22 protein-coding genes and 1 pseudogene are annotated in these 23,086 nt (G+C 63.7%); 14 read left to right on the top strand and 9 right to left on the bottom strand.

The window, feature by feature from the left end; all coding sequences use genetic code 11:
* Positions 1–10: 10 nt before the first annotated feature.
* Positions 11–958 (top strand): helix-turn-helix domain-containing protein, encoded by a 948-nt coding sequence (locus AC0L3A_RS09510; RefSeq protein WP_473254236.1) that lies wholly within the window; start codon positions 11–13, stop codon positions 956–958.
* Between the two features lie 37 nt (positions 959–995).
* On the opposite strand, the gene AC0L3A_RS09505 is transcribed toward AC0L3A_RS09510, so the two are convergent.
* The 5 genes from AC0L3A_RS09505 to AC0L3A_RS09485 form a co-directional block, all read right to left on the bottom strand.
* On the bottom strand, positions 996–1,580 hold the full coding sequence (locus AC0L3A_RS09505; RefSeq protein ID WP_007592544.1) for a TIGR00645 family protein: 585 nt from the start codon (positions 1,578–1,580) through the stop codon (positions 996–998).
* Between the two features lie 33 nt (positions 1,581–1,613).
* Positions 1,614–2,249 carry a TerC family protein gene (locus AC0L3A_RS09500; protein ID WP_473254235.1) on the bottom strand — a complete coding sequence of 212 codons (636 nt, stop codon included), beginning with the start codon at positions 2,247–2,249 and terminating at the stop codon, positions 1,614–1,616.
* The gene (locus AC0L3A_RS09495) at positions 2,246–2,608 is read right to left on the bottom strand and encodes a hypothetical protein (protein ID WP_007592546.1); all 363 of its coding nucleotides are present in this window, start codon (positions 2,606–2,608) and stop codon (positions 2,246–2,248) included. The genes AC0L3A_RS09500 and AC0L3A_RS09495 overlap by 4 nt, the downstream gene beginning before the upstream one ends.
* Positions 2,609–2,610: 2 nt before the next feature.
* Positions 2,611–3,084 (bottom strand): TerB family tellurite resistance protein, encoded by a 474-nt coding sequence (locus AC0L3A_RS09490; protein ID WP_473254234.1) that lies wholly within the window; start codon positions 3,082–3,084, stop codon positions 2,611–2,613.
* Between the two features lie 276 nt (positions 3,085–3,360).
* Positions 3,361–3,741: a nuclear transport factor 2 family protein gene (locus AC0L3A_RS09485; protein ID WP_007592548.1), complete on the bottom strand. Its 381-nt coding sequence runs from the start codon at positions 3,739–3,741 to the stop codon at positions 3,361–3,363.
* A 165-nt stretch (positions 3,742–3,906) separates the two neighbouring features.
* On the opposite strand from AC0L3A_RS09485, the gene AC0L3A_RS09480 reads away from it, so the two are divergent.
* From AC0L3A_RS09480 to AC0L3A_RS09450, 7 genes and pseudogenes are all read left to right on the top strand, one after another.
* Positions 3,907–5,664, top strand: a complete 1,758-nt coding sequence (locus tag AC0L3A_RS09480) for an MOSC domain-containing protein (RefSeq protein WP_473254232.1) — start codon at positions 3,907–3,909, stop codon at positions 5,662–5,664.
* 15 nt (positions 5,665–5,679) lie between these two features.
* Complete coding sequence (locus tag AC0L3A_RS09475) at positions 5,680–6,276, top strand: redoxin domain-containing protein (RefSeq protein WP_007592552.1); 597 nt, start codon at positions 5,680–5,682, stop codon at positions 6,274–6,276.
* A 50-nt stretch (positions 6,277–6,326) separates the two neighbouring features.
* Positions 6,327–7,793: a MocR-like pyridoxine biosynthesis transcription factor PdxR gene (gene pdxR / locus AC0L3A_RS09470; protein WP_473254231.1), complete on the top strand. Its 1,467-nt coding sequence runs from the start codon at positions 6,327–6,329 to the stop codon at positions 7,791–7,793.
* 74 nt (positions 7,794–7,867) lie between these two features.
* Positions 7,868–8,494: an FMN-binding negative transcriptional regulator gene (locus tag AC0L3A_RS09465; RefSeq protein WP_473254230.1), complete on the top strand. Its 627-nt coding sequence runs from the start codon at positions 7,868–7,870 to the stop codon at positions 8,492–8,494.
* Positions 8,495–8,586: 92 nt separating this feature from the next.
* Entirely contained in the window at positions 8,587–9,414 is an 828-nt protein-coding gene (locus tag AC0L3A_RS09460) for a class II glutamine amidotransferase (RefSeq protein ID WP_219682541.1), read from the top strand.
* Between the two features lie 21 nt (positions 9,415–9,435).
* Positions 9,436–10,661, top strand: a pseudogene (locus AC0L3A_RS09455) (carboxylate-amine ligase).
* Positions 10,662–11,248: 587 nt separating this feature from the next.
* Entirely contained in the window at positions 11,249–12,388 is a 1,140-nt protein-coding gene (locus AC0L3A_RS09450; RefSeq protein WP_473254229.1) for a hypothetical protein, read from the top strand.
* Positions 12,389–12,395: 7 nt separating this feature from the next.
* On the opposite strand, the gene gor is transcribed toward AC0L3A_RS09450, so the two are convergent.
* From gor to rpiA, 3 genes are read right to left on the bottom strand one after another with little or no spacing between them, the layout of a single operon-like run.
* Positions 12,396–13,784 carry a glutathione-disulfide reductase gene (gene gor, locus AC0L3A_RS09445; protein WP_354161125.1) on the bottom strand — a complete coding sequence of 463 codons (1,389 nt, stop codon included), beginning with the start codon at positions 13,782–13,784 and terminating at the stop codon, positions 12,396–12,398.
* Positions 13,785–13,839: 55 nt separating this feature from the next.
* Positions 13,840–14,358, bottom strand: a complete 519-nt coding sequence (locus AC0L3A_RS09440; RefSeq protein WP_219682537.1) for a DUF2059 domain-containing protein — start codon at positions 14,356–14,358, stop codon at positions 13,840–13,842.
* Between the two features lie 2 nt (positions 14,359–14,360).
* A complete protein-coding gene (rpiA, locus tag AC0L3A_RS09435; protein WP_473254228.1) occupies positions 14,361–15,074 on the bottom strand; it encodes a ribose-5-phosphate isomerase RpiA in 714 nt (237 codons plus the stop codon).
* A 175-nt stretch (positions 15,075–15,249) separates the two neighbouring features.
* On the opposite strand from rpiA, the gene AC0L3A_RS09430 reads away from it, so the two are divergent.
* From AC0L3A_RS09430 to AC0L3A_RS09410, 5 genes are all read left to right on the top strand, one after another.
* Positions 15,250–15,939, top strand: coding sequence for an HAD-IA family hydrolase (locus AC0L3A_RS09430; RefSeq protein ID WP_007592569.1), 690 nt, complete (start codon positions 15,250–15,252; stop codon positions 15,937–15,939).
* Positions 15,940–16,075: 136 nt separating this feature from the next.
* On the top strand, positions 16,076–16,576 hold the full coding sequence (locus AC0L3A_RS09425; protein WP_473254227.1) for a hypothetical protein: 501 nt from the start codon (positions 16,076–16,078) through the stop codon (positions 16,574–16,576).
* 108 nt (positions 16,577–16,684) lie between these two features.
* The gene (gene moaA / locus AC0L3A_RS09420) at positions 16,685–17,719 is read left to right on the top strand and encodes a GTP 3',8-cyclase MoaA (RefSeq protein ID WP_219682533.1); all 1,035 of its coding nucleotides are present in this window, start codon (positions 16,685–16,687) and stop codon (positions 17,717–17,719) included.
* 169 nt (positions 17,720–17,888) lie between these two features.
* Positions 17,889–18,470 carry a TRAP transporter small permease subunit gene (locus tag AC0L3A_RS09415; RefSeq protein ID WP_219682532.1) on the top strand — a complete coding sequence of 194 codons (582 nt, stop codon included), beginning with the start codon at positions 17,889–17,891 and terminating at the stop codon, positions 18,468–18,470.
* Positions 18,471–18,497: 27 nt separating this feature from the next.
* Entirely contained in the window at positions 18,498–20,153 is a 1,656-nt protein-coding gene (locus AC0L3A_RS09410) for a TRAP transporter large permease (protein ID WP_219682531.1), read from the top strand.
* 71 nt (positions 20,154–20,224) lie between these two features.
* Here the strand turns inward: AC0L3A_RS09410 and AC0L3A_RS09405 are convergent, their stop codons facing one another.
* Entirely contained in the window at positions 20,225–21,313 is a 1,089-nt protein-coding gene (locus AC0L3A_RS09405) for a TRAP transporter substrate-binding protein (RefSeq protein ID WP_007592577.1), read from the bottom strand.
* Between the two features lie 278 nt (positions 21,314–21,591).
* Between AC0L3A_RS09405 and AC0L3A_RS09400 the strand changes: the two genes are divergently transcribed.
* Positions 21,592–22,893, top strand: a complete 1,302-nt coding sequence (locus tag AC0L3A_RS09400) for a M20/M25/M40 family metallo-hydrolase (protein WP_473254226.1) — start codon at positions 21,592–21,594, stop codon at positions 22,891–22,893.
* The last annotated feature ends 193 nt before the right edge of the window (positions 22,894–23,086 follow it).

Genomic DNA, 23,086 nt, shown 5'->3' with positions numbered 1-23,086 from the left:
GGATCCCGAAATGCCGCTAGCTCGGCTGAAGCCTTCGCGAATCCTCGGCATCGAGCGCTTCTCGGATTTCGCCGAGTTTCGCGCCAACGAGGTGCTCGGCCTCGGCATCAGCACGCCGCTCCGCCCGCGCGAATTCTCGCTGTCTCGCGCCATCCTGCCGCTCCAGGATGGGTTGTTCGTGCTCCAGCGCTCCTTTGCACGGCGATTTGAGGCCGAGATCGGCACGGACAATGGTGTCGGCCTCGTTGTCCCCCTCACGTTTCACTCCACCTCCAACGGCCGCGAGGTCGACAATTCAACGATTGCGATCATGCGCGGCAAAACCCCCGTAGACGCGATCGAGCATCATCCCAACACTTACCTGATGCTGCGCTTCAACTCGGACATGCGCCATCGCGGCTGGACGGATTTCGACACCGGCCTCGCATATGTTCGCGCGCAGGACCATCCGATGGCGCGCCTACGTGCCGCTATCCTGGAGATGTTCTCACTCGCCTCGGCGTGCAACGATCCCCGGCAATTCGAGGCGCTCAACCGCCCCATCCAGGAGACGCTGCTCGCCTGCCTCGACGACACCCTGGCGCCGGCAGGCGGGCTGACTGCGCGACGCGCATCGTTCGCCAAGCACCGCAAGCTGATCGCGCGCCTCGACGAAATGGTCATGTGGTCCGGCAGCAAGGCACTCTACAGTGACGACCTCGCCTCTGCGCTCGGCGTATCGGTGCGTACGCTGCAGACCGCCGCACATGCGGTGCACGGCGTGAGCCTGCACCACTATCTGCGTCTCAAGCGGCTGTGGTCCGCCCGCATCCAGCTCATGGTCGGAGGCGGCGGCATGAGCGTCAAGGCCGCAGCGCTCGGCAACGGCTTCTGGCATCTTGGTGAGTTCTCGCGCGGCTACAGATTGGCGTTCGGCGAGGCACCCTCCGAGACGCTGGCGCGGAGCCGACGTTCCTGAGCGCAGCCTTCGGTCTTTGAGCGGCCGTCTGTCACACTCAGCCGTGACCAGCTCCCTTGCGCTGGCCGCTATCGCTGAGGCGGTCGACCCAGGCGATGCCGATCGCGGAAATGATGAAGGTCAGGTGGATGAGCACCTGCCACATCACGCCGCTTTCGGTGAAATTGCTCCGCGTCGTGCCGAGATTGCCCGCCTCGATGAAAGTCCTGAGCAGCGAGATCGAGGAGATGCCGATGATTGCCATCGCAAGCTTGATCTTGAGCACGCTGGCATTGACGTGGCTGAGCCATTCCGGCTCGTCCGGATGACCGCTGAGGTTCAGGCGCGAGACGAAGGTCTCGTAACCGCCGACGATCACCATCACCAGCAGGTTCGAGATCATCACGACATCGATCAGCCCGAGCACGACCAGCATGATCTGCTGCTCGCTGGCGTCGAACGAGTGCACGACCAGGTGCCAGAGCTCCTTCAGGAACAGCAGCACATAGACGGCCTGCGCGACGATCAGGCCGACATAAAGCGGGACCTGCAGCCAGCGCGAGCCAAAGATGAGTTGGGCAAACGGGCCGATTTGCGGCGCCGGCACGGAAACCGCCGAAGGTGCTTTGGGTTCGGACGTCATTGATCACTCCGGATGATAGACAGACGCGTTGCCTCAGAGACTCGCGATCACAGGCGCGAGCTCGAGCGAGCCGCGATAGATCATCTCGAAGGCGACGTAAACGATGATGGCGAGGCCGACATAGCCGATCCAGCGCTGCTTCTGGAGCACGCGGCCGAGCAAATCGGCGGCGACGCCCATCAGCGCGACCGACAATAACAGGCCGAAGGCGAGGATGTAGGGATGCTCGCGCGCGGCGCCCGCGACCGCGAGCACGTTGTCGAGCGACATCGAGACGTCGGCGGCGACGATCTGCACGGCCGCCTGCCTGAAGGTCTTTCGGGAGGCAGGAGCAGCGCCGCTGCCACCATGGCTGAACGCGAGCTCGTTCGCATGCGCGGACTGCTCGCGCAGCTCCCGCCACATCTTCCAGCACACCCAGAGCAGCAGCACGCCGCCGGCGAGCAACAGCCCGATCACTTGCAGAAGCTGGGTCGCGACGCCGGCAAAGACGATGCGCAGGGCGGTCGCGGCGATGATGCCGACGACGATGGCGCGCCGGCGCTGCTCGGCCGGCAGGCCGGCTGCGGCAAGGCCGATGACGACGGCGTTGTCGCCGGCGAGCACGAGGTCGATCAAGACGACCTGAAGCAGCGCGGCCAACGCTTCGGTGGTGATGAATTCAGTCATGATTGGTCATTTTTCGGTGCGGCAGGATCGAGCCATTGCGGCTTCTTCCGCTCGACCCAATCCAAAACCTTGCTGCGCGAGGATCGCAGCGCGGGCACGTCTTCCGCGAGCAAAGCGAGGCCGAGCGGCAGCATCCAGACGCCGAGCACCGGCAGGAACGAGAGCACGCCGCCGACAATCAGCAGCGCGCCCGAAGGGATTCTCACCCAGCGGCTGGACGGCTTGAGCAGATAGGCGACGGTTTCGCCCATGCGCGGCGGCAGGCGATGGACAAGCTTGTCGAGGCGCGGGTCGCCGCCAGCCATCTGGCCGGTAGCGCCCGCAGTCCCTGTCTTATCCTCGTCCGAAACTGCGCTCATGCTTACTCCTCGGCGGCGATGCGCTGTTCGGCGCGCACGGCGCCCGGCGCCACCTGCTTTGCGCGGGGCAGCACCAGCGTCAGCAGGCGCAACAGCTTGATCGCCTGCACTTCGTGGGGGTGCACGTCCTCGTCCGCGGCCGCGACACGCTCCGACAGTTCCATGAGATGAGACGACAGCGGCAGGTCCGAAACCGGACGCAAATTGTCGATCACCACATTGGCGAAATCCGGCTCCTCGAGACGTTCGGCAAGCTCGTCGAACATCGCGTAGAGCCGGTCGTCCGATATGTGCGGTGCCAGCTTGCGATCCCGGATGAACCGGACAACCTCGTCGCGTTCGACCGGCGAAACTTGGCGGTCGGCAACCGCAACCAGCGCGCCGACAATCACCAGCGCCACCGCAGCCTGCTCGTTCAGGCTGGACGGCTCGGTGATTTCGATTTCGATCGGATTGGAATGCTTGGCGTCGGACATCGTTGCTCCCTTATCTTGCGAAATGACCGCACGGAGCTGCGATGGGGACGATTGGGTCGGAGAGGCTCTCAAGAAGGCCCGACGATCGGCCGATCCATCGCATTCGCGCGGGACAGGTCATCCGACATCACGAGGTTTTGCCGACAGCGTCGGCGTCCTCGCCAGAGGGGCCCGGATTCTTGTTCCTTCCACACATAAAGATGGGCCTGTCGGAATCAAGGCGACGCGACTGCGACCAGCCGCCGCATCGGGTTCCGTGTTGCGACCGAGCCCGTGTTACCCCACCCGCTCGACAAGATGCGCCCGCGAGGGCGACGGCTCGAACCCGTCGCCGAAATACTGCGTCTCGTGCGCCACCAGACCGTCGCGGAATTCCATGATGCTCACGACGTAGGACGGCACGCCGTCATAGGTCAGCACGAATTCGCTTACCCAGAGATCGTTACCGCCGACGATGCGCCGAACCGTGAAGCGCTTCTTGTTCGGTTGTACGAACCGGCTCTGCTGGATGTTGCTGCGACCGCGGATGCGCTCGCCGGATTGCGGATAGTCGAGCACCGCGTCCTCGCGATAAATGTCGTGCTCGGCCTCGAAATCGTTCGCGTCCGAAGCGTCCCAATGGCGCTGGAGCGCGGCCAGCTTACCCTGATCATCCATCGTGATCTCCCGTTTGACTGTGTTCTCGTTATGCCATCTGAGATTGGCCTCAAGGCCGCCGGTGGCAAGGCTTGCTCGCAACGTCTAACAACGACTAACGAGCCAAAAACCCCATCCGAATGCAAGGATGACGGCAGAACCGCGCAGTCAGATCGGGAACACGCAATGGCAAATCTGCTTTCGGTCAATGTCGGCCTGCCGCGCGACGTCGCCTGGCAGGGTCGGACCGTCCACACCGGCATCTGGAAGGCGCAGGTCGCAGGCCCGCGCAGGGTGCGCCGGCTCAACATCGATGGCGACGGCCAGGGCGATACGGCCGGTCATGGCGGCGAACATCGTGCCGTATTCGTCTATCAGGAGGAATCCTATCGGTACTGGCAGGAGCATCTGGGTCGATCGAACCTCGTTCATGGCCAGTTCGGCGAGAACTTTACGGTCGAGGGCCTCGCCGACACCAACGTGTGCATCGGAGACCGCTACAGGATCGGCTCCGCGGTGTTCGAAGTGACCCAGCCGCGCGTCACCTGCTACCGGCTCGGCATTCGCATGGACGAGCCGGACATGGCCGCGCTGCTCGTCAGGCACGGGCGGCCGGGATTCTATTTTCGTGTGATCGAGGAAGGCGACGTCGAGGCCGGTGACGAGATCACGCAGATCGCCGTGGGACCCGAGCGCATGAGCGTGTCCGAGATCAATGCGTTGCTTTACCTGCCGCCGCATCCGCACGAACGCCTCGAGCGCGCGCTGCGGATTCCCGCGCTGAGCCGCGGCTGGCACCGTTCATTCGAGGCGCTGCTCGAGCAGCAGAAGGACAACAAGACCGCGGGGAACGCCGGGCTTGGGCCGGCGGCGAGCCCTCCTCCGGCCTGGCGCGGATTCCGCTCCTTTCGCGTGGCGCGCAAGATCGCCGAAAGCGGCAACGTGACGTCGCTGATCCTCGAACCCGCCGACGGACATCCCGTGCCGGCCGCCCTGCCCGGTCAGTTCGTCGTCATCAGGCTCGCGCCCTCCGGTGCGCAGGCGATGACGCGCAGCTATTCGCTATCGAGCGGCGCCGATGCCGCGTCCTATCGCATCAGTATCAAGCGCGAAGTGCACGGCGCCGCCAGCCGTTACATCGCCGACGAGCTGGTGGACGGCGCTGCCGTGCAGCTCGGTGCGCCACGCGGCAGTTTCACGCTACAACCGGGCACCGGGCCCGTCGTCCTGCTGAGCGCCGGTATCGGCGTCACCCCGGTGCTCGCGATGCTCCACGCCCTCGCCGCTGAAGCGACGACGCGGGACGTGTGGTGGCTGCACGGCACCCGCAACGGCCGCGAACATGCGTTCGCCGCCGAGGCGCGCGAATTGCTAGGTGGGCTCTCTCGTCACCATAGCCACGTCTGCTACAGCGCGCCTGACCCGGGCGATCGTCTCAATGTCGCGTTCGATACAGCCGGACATCTCGACGCACGCCTGCTCCAGAGCCTGAGCGTGCCGCGTGACGGCGATTTCTATCTGTGCGGACCGACAGCTTTCATGAGCGATCTGAAAGCTGGCCTCACCACGTTGGGCATCGCACCGGATCGCATCCACACCGAATTGTTCGGCGCCGGACCGTCCTTGACGCCCGGCATAGCATCCTCTCCGCAGAAGCGAGCGCACCCGCCGGTCGGCGCTCCTGGCCCCGGCCCGATGGTTTCGTTCGCCCGCAGCGGCCTCAATGTCCGCTGGGGACCGGCCTATGCCAGCCTGCTGGAATTGGCCGAAGCCTGCGACGTTCCCGTGCGCTGGTCGTGCCGGACCGGCGTGTGCCATAATTGCGAGAGCGGATTGATCGCAGGGACGGTCGACTATGCGCCGGATCCGCTCGATCCGCCGGCGGACGGCAATGTCCTGATCTGCTGCGCACGGCCCCGAAACGACGTCGTGATTGATCTGTAAAACTGGGAGAGCGTAATGCGACCTGACATCATGCCGGGAGTAACCTTCCCGGATTACGAGCTCAGCGACCACACCGGCAAGCACCGAAAGCTCTCCGAACTGCAGGCGGGCGCTCCCATGGTGCTCGTGCTCGGCCGCGGCGGATACTGTCCGAAGGATCGCCGCCAGGCCGAAGGCTTGCTCCAGCTCCATCGCGAGATGGAGGTGGGCTATTGCCGGATGGTCACGATCACGACCGACAACATCACCCAGACCAGCGAATATCGCAGCGGCGTCGGAGCGCACTGGCCCTTCCTCTCGGATTCGCGGCGCCTCGTTCAGAAGGATCTCGACATCGCCGAATACACCGACCCCGTCCACAATCCGATGATTCCGCACGTGATCGTGCTCGAGCCCGGCCTCGTCATTCACAAGATCTACAACGGCTATTGGTTCTTCGGCCGTCCAACCGTCGAAGAGCTCCGCCAGGACCTCAGGGCAGTCGGCATGAAGTGCCGGCCGGATTGGGACATCACGACGCCCGGCCTTAGGGCACTGTGGGACCAGGGCCGCAAGGAGCATTTTCATCCCTACGGCAAGGCTTACGTCGAAACTCTCGGCGAACGGGATTAGAACCACATTCCGACATCGTCCGCTCGGGCGAATGCCGGCTTGGAATGTGGATGACCCAGATGAAGACCAATCCCGCGCCCCGTGCCGACCGCATGGGCGCGCGCCAGATCTACGAGGCCTTGAGAGATCAGATCCTGGCGCGGGTGTACGGGATCGACGGTTTGCTGCCGTCCTCCCGCGCGCTGGCCGGCGAGATGGGCGTGGCACGCTCGACCGTGACGATCGCCTACGAACAGCTCGCCGCCGAAGGCTTCATCGAGACACGCCATGGCGCGCGGCCGCGTGTGGCTCGCGCCGTCGTCGAGCGAGGACACGCGCGCGTAGTGTCGCGACCGTCGGCGCGGAAGGTGCGGCTGTCGGCTTTCGGGGACCGGTTGCTTCAAGACCCGCCGCGCTGGACCGAGTCGCCGCGCGGGCTCGTCGCCAACTTCCGCTATGGCGAGCTCGCGCCGTCGGATTTCCCGGTAGTGGCATGGAAGAAGGCCGTGACTGCTGCGATGGCACGCAAGCCCGAGCGGCTGGCCTATGATGACCCCTGCGGCGCGCTGCGGCTGCGGACCGCGCTCCAAGGCTATCTGTGGCGGTCGCGCAGCGTCCGCTGCGAGGTCGATCAGATCGTCGTCGTCAACGGCTCGCAGCAAGGCCTCGACATCTGCGCGCGCCTGCTGCTCGATGCCGGCGACCGCTTCGTGATGGAGGATCCCGGCTACCAGATGGCGCGGCATACTTTTGCGGCGACGGGCGCCAAGACGATCCCGATTCCCGTCGACGCGGATGGATTGGAGACCACGCGGCTCGAGGGCGTCGAAGCCCGCCTCGCCTATGTCACGCCGTCGCATCAATATCCGCTCGGCGGCGTCATGCCGATCGGACGCCGGCACCAATTGCTCGCCTGGGCCCGGACAAACGACGCCTACGTGATCGAGGACGATTACGACAGCGAGTATCGCTACGACACCAAGCCGATCCCGCCGCTGCATGCGCTGGAAGGCGGCGGCAACGTGATCTATCTCGGCACCGTCTCCAAGACGCTGTCGCCGACCTTGCGGATTGGATATCTGGTGGTGCCCAGCGCCCTGCGATCCCTGTTCGCCGCCGCCAAGCAGATCATGGACCGGCACACGCCGCTGATCGAACAGGACGCACTCGCGTCGATGCTGGAAAGCGGCGCCTATGACGGCCACATCAGACGCGTGCGCCGGCGCAACGCCGAACGCCAGCGCACGCTGCTCGACGCGCTTCGCCGCCGGTTCGGGGATCGCGTCCGGATCGAGGGCACGGCCGCCGGCCTGCACATCGTGGCGTGGTTCGACAACCTGCCACAGAAGCGAGAGGACGCGTTGATCAAGGTGGCCCATGCAAAGGGCGTCGGCATCTATCCCGTCTCGGCACTGTTCGTCGGACCTCGCCGACCGCGGAAGACAGTCGGCCTCGTCATGGGCTATTCGGCACTGGAGGTGTCACAGATCGAGCGCGGCTGCAGGCTTCTCGCACAGGCCGTCGCCGAACTGGACTGATTAAATAGGCGATAACTGGCAGTTTATTATAGGCCAGATTCCGGCTATCTCCAGACCAACACCGGAGATAGACCATGTACATCCCTCCCGCCTTCAAGGACGATATCGAGAGCATCCGGGCGACCATTCGCGGCGCCCGCCTCGCCAGTCTGGTCACGGCCACCACCGAAGGCCCGGTCGCCACACCGCTGCCGCTCTTTCTCGATGAGAGCGAAGGCGAGCATGGCGTGCTGTACGGACATGTGGCGAAAGCCAATCCGCAATGGAAACTGCCGCCGATCGGAGATGCGCTGGCGATCTTCAGCGGTCCCGACGCCTATGTGACGCCGTCCTGGTACGCGACCAAGCAGGAGACCGAAAAGGTCGTGCCGACCTGGAACTACGTCGCGGTGCATGCCTACGGCCCGGTCGAATTCTTCCAGGAGCCCGAGCGCCTGCTCGACGCCGTGACGCGGCTCACGAACAGGCACGAAGGATCGCGTGCCAAGCCTTGGGCCGTGACGGATGCCCCTGCGGATTTCATCGCCGCGCAGCTGCGCGGAATCGTCGGCGTGCGCATTCCCGTCGTGCGGTTCGAAGGCAAGCGCAAGATGAGCCAGAACCGTCCCGAGGCCGACCGGGTCGGCGTCGCGCAAGGTCTCGCAGCTAGCGAGAACGCGCTGGATCGCGAGGTTGCTCCATTGATTCCGGTGCCGGTGTAGTGACCACTTGGTTCCCGACACTCGCTGTCGGGAACCATCCTCCTGTCAGGTTCGTTGATACATTTCAGCAAGCATCTCCTGACAGGATTCCCATGTGTCGCTGGATCGCATACCGTGGCGAGACCACGTCCTTCGAGCCCTACGTCACCGAGCCCGAGCATTCGCTGATCGCGCAAAGCATCCGCTCGCTCCAGTCGACGGCCGGCTCGAATGGCGACGGCTTCGGTCTCGGCTGGTACGGCGAGCATCCGGAGCCTGGTCTTTATCGTGAAACACGCCCGGCCTGGTCGGACGAAAATCTCCGCTATCTCTGCCGGCATCTGCGCTCGCATCTGTTCTTCGCCCATGTGCGCGCCGCCACCGGCACGGCGGTGACACGGCAGAACTGTCATCCCTTTGCCTGCGGCCACTGGATGTTCATGCACAACGGTTTCGTCGGCAGCTGGAATCGCCTACGGCGCAAGGTCGAGGCGCTGATCCCCGACGCCTACTATCCTTCGCGGACAGGCACGACCGATTCGGAAGCCGTATTTCTCGCCATGATGGGCGCGGGGCTCGATGCCGATCCCTTGGGTGCGACGCATCGCGTGCTGCGGGCCCTCGTCGATCTCGTCAACGAAGGCGAGCTTCGTGAGCGGCTACGCTTCACCAGTGCCATCGCCAACGGCCGCGATCTCTATGCCTTCCGGGTCGCGGTCAACGATGCCGCCAACACGCTGTATTTCCGCGAGGCTGGCGGCCAGGTCATCGTCGTGTCCGAGCCGTTCGACAAGGAAACGGACTGGACGGAAGTGCCCGCGAATCACGCGCTGGTCGCACGTGCGTCCGAAAGCGCGAAAATTGTTCCGTTCGACCTTGCAATTTCCGGTGGGCTCGACGCGGAACCCGCCCCCGTCAGAAGGATTAACGCCCGCAGGTAAATACCTTGGCCGGGTGGCACAATGACATTTGCATCAGACGTTTTAAAACTGCTGCGGCTCGATTCCTCGGAAGACAAGCAGCACCTCGTCATTCGCTCGGCGGCGGACGCGGCAAGGCTGCGGAATATTCGTTCGGCATCGAGGAGGAATACTTCCTCGCCGATCGCCGTAGCCTGGAGGTCGCGATTCAGACCCCCAATGAGCTTTTCGAATCTGCAAACTGGTCGACAGGCGGCCAGGCGATGCGGGAGATGTTGCAGTCCCAGCTCGAGGTCGCCACCAACGTTCATGTCGACGTCGCCGACGCGCGCGAAGAGCTTCGCTTCCTGCGGCGCGAAGTCGCGAACGTCGCGGCACAATACGGCTTCGTGATCATGGCCTGCGGCACGCATCCGACCGCGGTCTGGCGCATGTCGCAGCCGAGCCCCAAGCCGCGCTACGAGGAGATGATCGAGGATCTGCGCAGCATCGGCCACCGCAACCTGATGTGCGGCATGCATGTGCACGTCCAGCTGCCCGATCCCGAAAAGCGCACGGCGGTGATGCGAGCGATGCTGCCGCATTTGCCGTTGTTCATCGCCCTGTCGGCCTCCTCTCCGTTCTGGAATTCACACAAGACCGGTCTGAAGGGCTACCGGCTCGCCGCTTATTCCGAGCTGCCGCGCACAGGCCTGCCCGAATTGTTCGAGAGCAGGCAAGATTACGACGAATATGTCGGCGCCTTGCAACGCTCCGGCGTGATCCCCGATGAAAGCCACATCTGGTGGGCCATGCGCCCATCCATGAAGCACCCGACCCTCGAGTTGCGTGCGCCCGATACCTGCACCTTCGTCGACGACGCCGTTGCCATTGCCTCGCTCTATCGCTGCCTGACGCGCTATCTCTACCTGCGACCTCATCTGTCGAAAGAGGTCACCGCGGTCGAACGCGCGATTGCGGTGGAGAACAAATGGCGAGCCCAGCGCTACGGCACCGATTGCATCTTTGCCTCCAGGGAGGGGCCGGTCGAGATCTCCGAACTGCTCTCCCGCGTGATCGAGGACGTCGCCGGGGACGCGGCCACGCTGAACTGCGCCGCCGAGGTCGAACACTGCCGCACCATCGTCGAGCGTGGCAGCTCGGCTGAATTCCAGCTTCGTGCCTTCCGCGACAATGCGGAGGACATCGCCGCCGTGTCGCGCTGGATCGCAGACGCGACGATCTCGGGGACGAGCGCCGCGCCGGCAAGCGTCCCTACGCCCTCATAGCGCCCGCGCAAGCTTCGGGAGCAACAATGTCGCTCCTGAATTCGGAAGCTCGCGGGGAGAACCTTGAATCGCGTCAAATGTTGTGCCGGCTGCGGCCATGGCCTCATTCCGATGCTCTCGGCCAAAGGTCGTGCGGAGCTCAGCTGCCTCTGGTGCGAGCTGATCGAGGCGCGTGCAGCAGACATGGCGAAGTGGGCTGACAGCCCGTACGGAAAGCGCGAGCGGACGGTGCGTCGATCTTTCGAATGAACGGCTTCAGACCCCCGGCCGCCAACTTCTCCTGATCGGCGCGGCTGCACGTCCGCGCCAGAATGCCGACAAATTAGACAAGACACGTCTCGTCGCCAGGCTTGCAGACTGGGCGAACATGGCCATGCAGGCTGGCGAAGCGTGTCATCTAACCTCAGGTGCAACCTTGATTTTTCTTCGAGTGGCGGCGGGTCGCAAAGCCTCCGTGCCGCGCGGCGCCGAGACTGGCCCAAAATTCGCAAGGCAGCATCAGGCCTGATCCCCTGCTCTCCTGATTGCAGCAGCAAGATGCGTGCGCCGAGAGAGACCGGGTGAGCGGCCTAGAATCGGAGACTGCCATGAACGTGCATGCCGCCGGCGATCTCAAAATCACCGGCCTGACCCGCCCGGACGGCGCCCCCCTTCGCCTCAACGACCGGGATTTCGTGGCGATCGACCGCGACCGGAATGCGAAGTTCGAGGCGACGTACCGGCCGCAGGCCCTCTACAATCGCGCCAACGAGGGCTTTCACGCCAACAACGAAACTTTCCTGCTGCACGAGGTCGCGACCAATCTGCCGATCTATCTGCCCGACACCGGACCGACAGATTTCCATCTTCATCTGCCACCGGGCGGCTTTCAGCTCGTGCTGGTCACCTCGGGCGCGTTCACCTTCGATTATGACGGGCGCTTCTACAATGTCGGCCCGGGCGCGGTGATGCTGCAAAGCGCGATCGTGCACCGCCAGCTATTTTACACCTGGTCCGGATTGTCGACCGAAGAGAATTTGAAGACGCCACAAACGGTGGCGCCGGATCCAATTTCCATGGGCTATTCCGGCAAATTCCTCGAAGCCTTCATCACCGATCCGACGACCTTTCCAAACCCGACCATTGTCGGCCCGGATCAGATCAACGAAGACGAGACGCCACGGGTGGCGTGGAGCCACTCTCTGCATGATCGCCCTGCGGACGCAGGCTTTTGGCTCCAGGACCCGCTGGCGCTCGATGCGCTGTTCAAGCCGCTCACCGACAGCCCGGTCAAATCATCCATGCCGGTCTATGTGCGCGACATCGGCATCGAAGTGCCGAGCGGTCATCTCGTCGCCGGCCACATCATCGCAACCGACCCGCGCGGCCAATCGCTGTTGCCCAAGAGCACGGCGGCAGCGGCGGACACCACCTGTTTCGCCAAGGGCGAGGTCGTGATCTACCGCGTGATCCGCGGCACGGCCGAATTCAGGAACAAGACTGGCGAGACCTTTGAGCTCACGGCCGGCGACGTGGTGACGGCAGGCAAGAACGCCACAAGCCTCGTCGGTATCGGTGAGAACACGCAGGTCCTTCGGCTCGGCCTTCTCAAAGGCATGAACGACCTCCGCAGCTGGACGCCGACGCAACGCGACGAGATCGACGGCCTCGCCGGTCAGATCATCACGCAGAAGGACATCCGTCCTCTGCGGACCGAGGGCAAGCCGGTCGGATATTTGTACGGCTGAGCGGAGTTTACTCCGCCGCCTGGCGCACGTGGCGGGCGGTCGGGGTGCGCATGGTGACGAGCTCTTCGGCCGCGGTCGGATGCAGCGCAATTGTCGCATCGAAATCGGCCTTGGTCGCCTTCATCTTCACCGCAATCGCGACCGCCTGCGTGATTTCGGCCGCGGCATCGCCGACGATGTGACAGCCGAGCACGCGGTCGGAGGCGCCGTCGACGACGAGCTTCATCAGCACGCGGGTATCGCGGCCCGACATCGTCGCCTTGATAGGGCGGAACGTGGTCTTGTAAATGTCGACATGGCTGAATTGCGCGCGCGCCTCGGTCTCGGTGAGGCCGACGGTGCCGACCTCCGGCTGCGAGAACACGGCCGTCGGGATGTTGGCGTGATCCACCTGAACCTCGCGCTTGCCGAACACGGTGTCGGCGAACGCATGGCCCTCGCGGATCGCGACCGGCGTCAGGTTGAAGCGATGGGTGACGTCGCCGATCGCATAGATGCTGTCGACCGAGCTCTTGGAGAAATGGTCGACGGCGATGCCGCCGTTCCGCGGATTGATGGCGACGCCGGCCTTCTCCAGGCCGAGATTGGCCACCGCCGGATGGCGGCCGATCGCGAACATCACCTGGTCGGAGGCAAGGCTCGATCCGTTCGACAGATGCGTGGTGAATTCCTCGCCGTGCCGATCGACCTTCGTCACCGTGCAGCCGGTGAGGATGGTGATGCCCTGCTTCTCCATCTCGGCGCGGACGTGAGCGCGAACATCCTCGTCAAACCCGCGAAGAATGTTGTCGCCGCGATAGATGACTGTGACGTCGGAGCCGAAGCCGGCGAAGATACCGGCGAACTCCAGCGCGATGTAGCCGCCGCCCTGGATCACGATCCGCTTCGGCAGCCTGGTCAGGTGAAACGCCTCGTTGGAGGAGATCACGTGCTCGATGCCGGGAATCGGAGCACCGTGATTGGGCGCGCCGCCGGTGGCGATCAAAATGTATTTTGCGGTGATCTTCCGGTCGTTCTCGAGCAGGCGGACCGTGTGTTTGTCCTCGATCACCGCCCGGCTCTTGACGATCTGCGCGCCTGACTTCTCGACATTGGCGGTGTAAGCCGCCTCCAGACGCGCGATCTCCTTGTCCTTGTTGGCAATCAGCGTCGGCCAGTCGAAGGTCGCAGGCGGAACGGTCCAGCCAAAGCCGGCGGCGTCCTCGATCTCGTGACGGAAATGCGAGCCGATGACGAACAGCTTCTTCGGTACGCAGCCGCGGATCACGCAGGTCCCGCCCATGCGGTACTCTTCCGCGATCATGACGCGGGCGCCGTAGCCGGCCGCGATGCGGGCGGCACGCACGCCGCCCGAACCGCCACCGATGACAAAGAGGTCGACGTCGAATTCAGCCATTGTCCACTCCGACCTCTTTCAGAACATGATCCGGATTCTGATCAGATAGGAACTGTCAGATCTCCTTGCCACGCTTGCGCATCTCGGCGCGGAAGTTGCCCATCACGGTCTCGGAGAAGTTCTGGGCCCAGGAGTTCATGAAGGCCATGCTCAGCCCGATCGCGCGCGGCTCGGCCTCGATCAGCTTCTTGCCCAGCGGCGACTTGTAGAAGGTGACGAGATCCTTCAACTCCTGCTCGGTGAACTCGCTGGCATAGACCTGCGCCATGCCATCGCCGATTTCGCTCTCGCGGCCTTTGAGCTGCTGGGCGACGATCTGGGCGACCTCGGTGAGGTCCTTCTGGTAGTTTAGGTTCTGCTGGATCAGCGCGATCTTGGTCTTCTCGACCAGGCCGGGCACCGCGTTGGCGTACATCGCACTGGCGTTCTTGATCGCCAGGATCTCCTTGGCGGCCGCGACGGCGGCCGGCGACGATTTCGGCGCCGCGGCCTGCTGGGCCCCGGCCGGGGCGACCGAGAGGGCCAGTCCCACAGCCAGAGTCGCGACCGGCAACAATTTCAAAACGCTCTTCATTCCTAGTCTCCTTTCGGCTTTCGCCGTTCAATCACGCGAATTCCTTCGCCACCCGCCAAAACAGCCGAGCTGGCCAAGCCGATGAACAAACCATGTTCGACGACGCCGGGGATCGCGCTCAACGCCGTGGCAAGGCGGGCGGGATCCTCAATCTTTTCGAGCTGGGCATCGACGATCCAGTGGCCGCCATCGGTGACGAAAACGTGGCCGTCCTTGCCGTTGCGGACCGCCATCTCCCCGGAAACGCCGCATTCCGCAAACGCCTTCTCGATCGCGCGTCGCGTTGCCCCAAGCCCGAACGGGATGACTTCGACCGGCAGCGGAAAGCGGCCAAGTGTCGGGACCCATTTGGTGTCGTCGGCAATCACGATCATGCGATCCGAGGCGGCCGCCACGATTTTCTCGCGCAAAAGCGCGCCGCCACCGCCCTTGATCAGATTGAGTTCGGAGTCGATCTCGTCGGCGCCATCGACGGTGATGTCGAGATGGTCGATCTCATCCAGCGTGGTCAGCGGCACGCCGCAGCGGATTGCATCGAGGCGCGTCGCCTCGGAGGTCGGCACGCCGATCACTTTCAGTCCGGCGCGGACCCGCTCGCCGAGCAGCTCGACGAAATGTTTTGCGGTCGAGCCGGTGCCGAGCCCGAGCTGCATGCCGTCACGGACGTCCTCGAGGGCGCGCGCCGCAGCCTGCCGCTTCAACTGGTCCATATTCACGTTTGCGCCGTCCCTGAATTACGAGTGTCGTGCCTTATAGGCTCGCGGCGGCCTGTGTAGCCTCGTTTTCCCTCGGAGAACAGGGTCTGGGGAACAGGCCTCCCGCCCCACCTTATAAGGTGATCTTATGGCTTCGGCCCTTGCGTGGGCAGGGCCGGGCCGGTAGCGCTGGACCATGACCCCCTCCCACACCATCGTCTTCGATCTCGACGGCACGCTTGTGGATACGGCGCCCGACCTGATCACCGCGCTCAATTACGTGCTCGACCGCGAAGGGCTGCCGCCCGTGCCGATGGCCTCGGCCCGCAACATGATCGGCGCCGGCGCCCGCAAGCTGATCGAGCGGGGGCTGGAGGCCGAGGGCCGCAGCGTCACGGTTGCCGACATGGACCGGATGACGGCCGATTTCATCGCTTATTACGCTGACAATATCGCCGTCGAATCCCGGCCCTTCGAGGGACTGGAGGCCGCACTCGACCATTTTGCGGCCCAGGGCCATCGTCTCGCGGTCTGCACCAACAAGCTGGAATGGCTGTCGAAGCGCCTGCTGGACCAGCTCGACCTGAGCCGACGCTTCGCCGCGATCTGCGGCGCCGACACTTTTGGCGTCCAAAAGCCCGATCCGACCATTTTCCGCGAAACGGTGGCGCGGGCCGGCGGCGAGGTCAAAGCCAGCATCATGGTCGGCGACGCCGGACCCGATGTCGGCGTGGCCCGGCGCGCCGGAGTTCCCGTGATCGGGGTCAGCTTCGGCTATACGGACGTCCCGATCGCCGAGCTGAAGCCGGACCGGCTGATCCATCACATGCGCGACCTGCCGGCAGCCGCCAGCAGCCTGATGACTGCGCAGGCAGATCTCAAATAGCTGAGATAGCTTGATTATTCCGCAGAAATCCCGCGTTAACCATCTATTAACTATGCGAGGCCCGCCGGTTGCTCGCTCGGAACGACACTCCTAAGTTTGTCCGGGGTGTGGCGGTTCGCCGCACTAGGTGAATGTCATGCGTCGTGTCATCTCGTTTGCATTAGCTGGAGTGAGCGTCCTCGGGGCAACGAGCCTTGCCGGCTGCTCCTCGATGTCTTCAACTTCCTGGAACATGTTCAAATCGGCCCCGCCGACCGTCCAGGTGCGGCTCGAATCCAATCCTGCGGGTGCTGACGCCACGACCTCGCTCGGACAGGGCTGCAAGACCCCCTGCTCCGTATCGGTTCCCGCCCCCGACGTCCCCTTCACGGTCGCTTTCGCGCTGCCGAAATACCAGCCGGTAAGCGTGCCGGTGAACGTCATCAAGAACCCCGGCGACTTCACGACGCCCGCCTCGGTCACCACCGACCCCAACCCGGTTTTCGCGGAGCTCCAGCCGGCCGTTCCGCCAAAACCGGTCCGCAAGCCGCACCGGCTGAAGAAGCCGAAACCGGCGGCGCCCGCCACCGCCCCGGCTGCTGCTGCCGCACCGGCTGCGGGCTCGCCGTTCCCCGATCCGAACACGGGCAAGCGCTGACCTCCGTCATCCCCCCAATTGTCTCTGACGCCTCCGATGCTTAGATTGCGTTCAGGGCGCCGCTGAAGCAAAGCTGCTCCCGCCGCCGCAAGTGACAAGGCATTTGGTATGAACGGACTTTCCGCGAGCCCCCGCGCCGCGCTGTCGAGCGCGATGACCGATCCGTTCGGACGGACCATCTCGTATTTGCGCGTGTCCGTCACCGACCGCTGCGACCTGCGCTGCTTCTACTGCATGTCGGAAGACATGACGTTCCTGCCCAAGGCTGACCTGCTGACGCTGGAGGAACTCGACCGGCTCTGCTCCGCCTTCATTGCCAAGGGCGTGAAGAAGCTGCGGCTCACCGGCGGCGAGCCGCTGGTCCGCCGCAACGTGATGACATTGGTGCGCTCGCTGTCGCGGCATCTCAAGAGCGGCGCATTGAGCGAGCTGACGCTGACCACCAACGGCACCCAGCTTGCGAAATACGCGAGCGAACTCGCCGATTGCGGCGTCCGCCGCATCAACGTCTCGCTCGACACGCTCGACCCACAAAAGTTTCGCGAGATCACCCGGTGGGGCGAGATCGACAAGGTGCTGGAAGGTATCGAGGCGGCACGCGCTGCGGGCCTCGCGGTCAAGATCAATGCCGTTGCGCTGAAGAACCTCAACGAGGACGAGCTTCCCGACCTGATGCGCTGGGCCCACGGCAAGGGCATGGGGCTGACGCTGATCGAGGTCATGCCGATGGGCGAGATCGGATCCGGACGAATCGACCAATACCTGCCGCTGTCGCTGGTGCGCGCGCGCCTCGCCCAGCAGTTCACGTTGACGGATCTGGCCGAGAGCACCGGCGGGCCCGCGCGCTATGTCAGCGTCGCCGAGACCGGCGGCAAGCTCGGCTTCATCACCCCGATGACCCATAATTTCTGCGAATCCTGCAATCGCGTGCGCGTCACTTGCACGGGAACGCTGCACACCTGCCTCGGCCACGAGGATGCCTCCGATTTGCGCAAACCTCTGCGTGCATCGGACGACGATTCGCTGCTTGCGGATGCGATCGACCGCGCCATTGGCCTGAAGCCCAAGGGCCATGATTTCATCATCGACCGCCGCCACGACCGCCCCAGCGTCTCCAGACACATGAGCGTCACCGGCGGCTAGCATCGGCTGCCCGGCCGCGGCTTATTCCCCTTAACTATCAACAAACTTCCGATTGACTGGCGGCAAACTCGCTGGTTTGGTGCGGCTGCCTCATGCCTGCGCGGCGAGACAAGCCAACGCGCCACTCGGCGCAGTCAAGACGGCTGGGGCAAATCGGGGAGGACCAATCTTGCAAGCGCTCCTGAAGCTGAGCAATGGAATTGACGCGTTCACACGTTGGACGGGCAAGCGTTTGGCTTGGCTGATCCTGCTCGCCGTCGTCATCTCGGCGCTGAATGCGATCATTCGGAAGACGTTGGACACGTCCTCCAACTCGTGGCTCGAGCTGCAATGGGTGCTTTTCAGCATTGTGTTCCTGCTGTGCTCGTCCTGGACGCTGCTCGATAACGAGCACATCCGCATCGACATCTTCAACAGCATGATGCCGAAGCGGGCTCGCAACATCATCGACATCATCGGGCACATCTTCTTCCTGATACCGCTGACCGTTGTCATGATCGTCACCGGGGTACCGTTCTTCCTGCGCTCGCTCCAGATCAACGAGCAATCCGGCAATGCGGGCGGCCTGCCACAATGGCCGGCAAAAGCGCTGATCATGATCGGCTTCGCCCTTTTGCTCGTTCAAGGCATTTCCGAGCTGATCAAGCGAATCGCGATCATGCGCGGCATGATCCCGGACCCTCACGAGTCGCAGGTGTCCGCACTGGAGGCCGAGGTCGAGCACCTCGTCGAAGCGATCGAAAAAAAGTAGCCGTTGGCGACGGTTTAGGGGGAAGTCATGACCGCGTTTATTATCGCCAATCTGGCGCCTATCATGTTCGCGACGCTCGTCGTCGTGCTGCTGCTCGGCTATCCGGCGGCATTTTCGCTCGGCGCCGTCGGCCTGTTCTTCGCCATCATTGGCGTCGAGCTTGGTCAGTTCCACCCGGACTTTCTCCAGGCTTTGCCGGAGCGCGTCTACGGGGTCATGAACAACGACACGCTGCTCGCCATTCCCTTCTTCACCTTCATGGGACTGGTGCTCGAGCGTTCTGGCATGGCCGAGGATCTGCTCGACACCATCGGCCAGTTGTTCGGCACCATCCGCGGCGGCCTTGCCTATGCGGTGGTCTTCGTCGGCGCCCTGCTTGCGGCGACCACCGGCGTCGTGGCGGCCTCGGTGATCTCGATGGGCCTGATCTCGCTGCCGATCATGCTGCGCTACGGCTATGACCGCCGCATGGCGACAGGCATCATCGCGGCCTCCGGCACGCTGGCGCAGATCATTCCGCCCTCGCTCGTCCTGATCGTGATGGCCGACCAGCTCGGCAAGTCGGTCGGCGACATGTATGAGGGCGCGTTCATTCCGGGTCTCGTGCTCGCGGGTCTCTATGCAGGCTACGCGTTTCTTGTGACCCTGATTTTCCCGAACGCCGCCCCGGGCCTGCCCAAGGAAGCCATCGGCTTCCGTGAGGAGAGCGGCGACCGCGGCCTGAGGTCGCTCGGCGTGCTGTTCCTGGCGAGCTGTGTGTTCGGCTGGTTCATGATGCGGAATTCGGAGACCCACGGCGCCGACTTCGTCGTGCTCAGCATGTTCTTCGGCATCCTCTTCGCGTTCTTCGTCGCCATCGCGAACTGGGCCATCGATAAGCTGACGGGCTTCCGTTTCCTCTCCAAGATGGCGCAACAGACCACCTTCGTCATGGTGCCGCCGCTGTTCCTGATCTTCCTGGTGCTCGGCACGATCTTCATCGGTGTCGCGACGCCCACCGAAGGCGGCGCGATGGGCGCAGCCGGCGCCCTCATTCTCGGTGCCATGAAACGGCGCCTGACCTGGGACCTCGTTCGTCAGGCCACCGAATCGACGGCAAAGCTGTCCGCCTTCGTCGTCTTCATCCTGGTCGGCGCGCGCGTGTTCTCGCTCACCTTCTACGGCGTCAGCGGCCATGTCTGGGTCGAGCACCTGCTGACCTCCCTGCCCGGCGGCCAGATCGGCTTCCTGATCTTCGTCAACGCCTTCGTGTTCGTGCTGGCGTTCTTCCTCGATTTCTTCGAACTCGCCTTCATCGTGATCCCGCTGCTCGGGCCGGCTGCCGAACATCTCGGCATCGACCTGATCTGGTTCGGCGTCATCCTCGGCGTCAACATGCAGACCTCGTTCATGCATCCGCCGTTCGGGTTTGCGCTGTTCTATTTGCGCTCGGTCGCACCGAAGGAGCGCTACACCGATCGTGTCACCGGCAAGCGGATGGAGCCGGTCACAACGGGACAGATCTATTGGGGCGCGGTGCCGTTCGTGGTCATCCAGGTCGTCATGGTGCTGCTCGTGATCATGTTCCCGTCGATGGTGATGCACTACAAAGGCGTGCAGTCCACGATCGATCCCAACAGCATCAAGATCGAGATCCCGCAGATCGACCTGCCGCCGCTCGACTTCGGCCAGCCGAAACAATAGCGCCCGCCCCGAAAAAAGAACCCGGAGCTTTCGCTCCGGGTTCTTTCGTTTGGGCCGATCGCGTCCGGCGATCAGCTCTGCGAGTTGCGCGCCATGAAGTTGTCATAGCCGACTTCAGCAACCTGGAACCACTGATATCCGTTGTTCGAGAACGCGGTCAGGGATTCATAGACCTTCTTGAAGTCCGGGTTGGTGGCCGAGACTTCGGTGTGCAGCTCCTTTGATGCCTTGAAGCAGGCCTGCATGATCTCGGGCGAGAACGGATGCAGCTTGGCGCCGGCCGCGAGCAGACGCCGCAACGCCGGTGGATTGGACTGGTCGTACTTCGCCATCATCCAATTGTTGGCGTAGTGTCCCGCCTGCTCGAGGATGCTCTGGTAGTGCTTCGGCAGCGCATTCCACTTGTCCTGGTTGACGAAGGCCAGAAGCATCGGCCCGCCTTCCCACCAGCCCGGGAAGTAATAATGCGGCGCGACCTTGACGAAGCCAAGCTTCTCGTCGTCATAGGGCCCGACCCATTCGGCGGCGTCGATGGTGCCCTTCTCCAGCGCCGGATAAATGTCGCCGCCGGCGATCTGCTGCGGCACCGCGCCTAGTTTGGCCATCACCTTTCCGGCAAAGCCGCCGATGCGGAATTTCAACCCGCTGAAGTCCTGGGGCGTCTTCACCTCCTTGCGAAACCAGCCACCCATCTGACAGCCGGTATTGCCGGCAAGCAGCGAGACGACGTTATACTTCTTGTAGAACTCGTTGAGGATGTCCCTGCCGCCGCCCAGCATGTACCAGGCCTGGTTGATGCGCATGTTCGGTCCGAACGGTACAGCCGAGCCGAAGGTGAAGGTCGGGTCCTTACCGAAATAATAGTAGGACGCGGTGTGGCCGATTTCGCAGGTGCCGTTCTGCACGGCATCGAGCACCTGAAGGCCCGGCACGATCTCGCCGCCGGCAAATGTCTGAATCTGAAATTTGTTGTCGGTCGCTTCCGCGACCATCTTGGCCATCATCTCGGCGCCGCCATAGAGCGTATCGAGTGATTTCGGCCAGCTCGTCGGCATGCGCCATTTGATCTCGGGCGTCGTCTGCGCGATCGCTGGAGCGGCGAGCGTGGCGACACCCGCCGCACCAAGCCCGGTGACCTTGATAAAATCTCGTCTTTTCATGATTTCCTACCCTGATGGATTGTGACGGTGGGCCTTCTTGCCGAGGCTTGGGGGCCAGCATGGAACAAGTGTCGTCCGATTTCCATCCCTCACGATGTGAGGGACAAAAATGCTCAGCTCCCACGCCATCCGATCCTACGACTTTAGGCTTAGGCGGCCGGCGCCCTGGCCCTTCCCATCACGTCCGCCTCGGCCGGGCATGCCGGGTGCCCCGGGCGCGTGACAAGCGCCGGAAACACGGGCATACCGCGCCATCCCCCAACCTAGGGCCGCCACGCATGTCTCGATCCCACCCTGCTCCATCGCTCGTTGCTCCGTTGATCGCGTCGCTCTGGCTGGCATGTGCGGCAATGCCGGCGCATGCGGAGCCCAGTGCGAATGTCGTGGTCGACGTCCATGCGCTGGCGCAAAAGGAGCAGCAGCCGCTGCTCGACACGCTGCGCGATCTCGTCAGCATCGAATCTGGCAGCAAGGATGTCGAAGGCTTGAACCAGATCGCCGAGCGCGTTGCCGGCCAGCTCAAGGAGCTCGGCGGCACGGTGGAAATCCTGCAACCCACCGACGTCTACCGCCTCGACGACACACCCGAGAAGATCGGCCCGGCCGTACACGCCCTATTCAAGGGCACAGGCAGCAAGAAGATCATGCTGATCGCCCACATGGACACGGTGTACCTGAAGGGCATGCTGAAGGATCAACCGTTCCGCATCGACGGCGACAAGGCCTACGGCCTCGGCATTGCCGACGACAAGCAGGGCGTCGCGCTCATTCTCCATACCGTGGCGTTGCTGCAGAAGCTGAGCTTCCGGGATTACGGCACGCTCACGGTGCTTACCAATGGCGACGAAGAGATCTCGTCACCCGGCTGGCGCAGCACCATCACCAGGTTCGCCGCGGATCAGGATGTGGTGTTCTCGTTTGAAGGCGGCGGCACCGACGGCACGCTGCGGCTGGCCACCAGCGGCATCGGCTCGGCCTATCTCACGGCACAGGGCAAGTCGTCGCATGCAGGCTCGCGGCCCGAGGGCGGCGTCAATGCACTGTACGAACTCTCCCATCAGCTGCTGCAGATGAAGGACCTGTCCAAACCGGAGCAGGGCCTGAAACTGAACTGGACGGTCTCCAAGGCCGGTACCAACCGCAACGTCATCCCCGCCGAGGCCACGGCCCAGGCCGATGCGCGCGCCCTCAAGGTCGCCGATTTCGACGAGCTGGAGAAGGCGCTGCAGGACAAGATCAAGAATCACCTGCTGCCCGACTCCAAGGTCGCGCTCAAATTCGAGGTGCGCCGTCCGCCGCTGGAGGCCAACGACGCCTCGCGCCGCGTGGCGGCCTACGGCAAGACCATCTATGGGGAGATCGGACTGCCCCTCAAGGTCGACGAGAAGGCGACCGGCGGCGGCACCGATGCCGCGTTTGCCGCGCTGAAGACCAGCGGAGCCGTGGTCGAAGGCATGGGCCTGTCGGGTTTCGGCGCGCATTCCAACGACGCCGAATATGTCAAACTCGACAGCATCGTGCCGCGCCTTTATCTGACCACGCGCATGATCATGGATCTGTCCACCGGCAAGCTGAAATAGCGCTCTCTTCCTTCTCCCCTTGTTGGAGAAGGTGGCGCGAAGCGCCGGATGAGGGGTTGCCTCCGCGCATTCGACTCGCAGTCGGACTCGCGGAGAGAGACCCCTCACCCGTCTCGCCGCTGCCGCGGCGAGCCACCCTCTCCCACAAGGGGAGAGGGGAAGCACGTCTCACAGCCGCGCGACCGCCTTCTCG

It is taken from the genome of Bradyrhizobium sp. MI1.3 (assembly GCF_055811695.1).
This window is presented reverse-complemented; position numbering and strand designations above follow the sequence as displayed.

Bases quoted from the DNA above. Each gene is read 5' to 3' on its own strand.
- AC0L3A_RS09450 (WP_473254229.1), top strand. From the start codon at position 11,249: ATGAACGTGCATGCCGCCGGCGATCTCAAAATCACCGGCCTGACCCGC.
- AC0L3A_RS09490 (WP_473254234.1), bottom strand. From the start codon at position 3,084: ATGTCCGACGCCAAGCATTCCAATCCGATCGAAATCGAAATCACCGAG.
- AC0L3A_RS09505 (WP_007592544.1), bottom strand. From the start codon at position 1,580: ATGACGTCCGAACCCAAAGCACCTTCGGCGGTTTCCGTGCCGGCGCCG.
- AC0L3A_RS09400 (WP_473254226.1), top strand. From the start codon at position 21,592: ATGTCTCGATCCCACCCTGCTCCATCGCTCGTTGCTCCGTTGATCGCG.
- AC0L3A_RS09460 (WP_219682541.1), top strand. From the start codon at position 8,587: ATGTGTCGCTGGATCGCATACCGTGGCGAGACCACGTCCTTCGAGCCC.
- AC0L3A_RS09465 (WP_473254230.1), top strand. From the start codon at position 7,868: ATGTACATCCCTCCCGCCTTCAAGGACGATATCGAGAGCATCCGGGCG.
- AC0L3A_RS09405 (WP_007592577.1), bottom strand. From the start codon at position 21,313: ATGAAAAGACGAGATTTTATCAAGGTCACCGGGCTTGGTGCGGCGGGT.
- AC0L3A_RS09495 (WP_007592546.1), bottom strand. From the start codon at position 2,608: ATGAGCGCAGTTTCGGACGAGGATAAGACAGGGACTGCGGGCGCTACC.
- AC0L3A_RS09485 (WP_007592548.1), bottom strand. From the start codon at position 3,741: ATGGATGATCAGGGTAAGCTGGCCGCGCTCCAGCGCCATTGGGACGCT.
- moaA (WP_219682533.1), top strand. From the start codon at position 16,685: ATGAACGGACTTTCCGCGAGCCCCCGCGCCGCGCTGTCGAGCGCGATG.
- pdxR (WP_473254231.1), top strand. From the start codon at position 6,327: ATGACCCAGATGAAGACCAATCCCGCGCCCCGTGCCGACCGCATGGGC.
- AC0L3A_RS09425 (WP_473254227.1), top strand. From the start codon at position 16,076: ATGCGTCGTGTCATCTCGTTTGCATTAGCTGGAGTGAGCGTCCTCGGG.
- AC0L3A_RS09480 (WP_473254232.1), top strand. From the start codon at position 3,907: ATGGCAAATCTGCTTTCGGTCAATGTCGGCCTGCCGCGCGACGTCGCC.
- gor (WP_354161125.1), bottom strand. From the start codon at position 13,784: ATGGCTGAATTCGACGTCGACCTCTTTGTCATCGGTGGCGGTTCGGGC.
- AC0L3A_RS09410 (WP_219682531.1), top strand. From the start codon at position 18,498: ATGACCGCGTTTATTATCGCCAATCTGGCGCCTATCATGTTCGCGACG.
- AC0L3A_RS09510 (WP_473254236.1), top strand. From the start codon at position 11: ATGCCGCTAGCTCGGCTGAAGCCTTCGCGAATCCTCGGCATCGAGCGC.
- AC0L3A_RS09430 (WP_007592569.1), top strand. From the start codon at position 15,250: ATGACCCCCTCCCACACCATCGTCTTCGATCTCGACGGCACGCTTGTG.
- AC0L3A_RS09475 (WP_007592552.1), top strand. From the start codon at position 5,680: ATGCGACCTGACATCATGCCGGGAGTAACCTTCCCGGATTACGAGCTC.
- AC0L3A_RS09440 (WP_219682537.1), bottom strand. From the start codon at position 14,358: ATGAAGAGCGTTTTGAAATTGTTGCCGGTCGCGACTCTGGCTGTGGGA.
- AC0L3A_RS09500 (WP_473254235.1), bottom strand. From the start codon at position 2,249: ATGACTGAATTCATCACCACCGAAGCGTTGGCCGCGCTGCTTCAGGTC.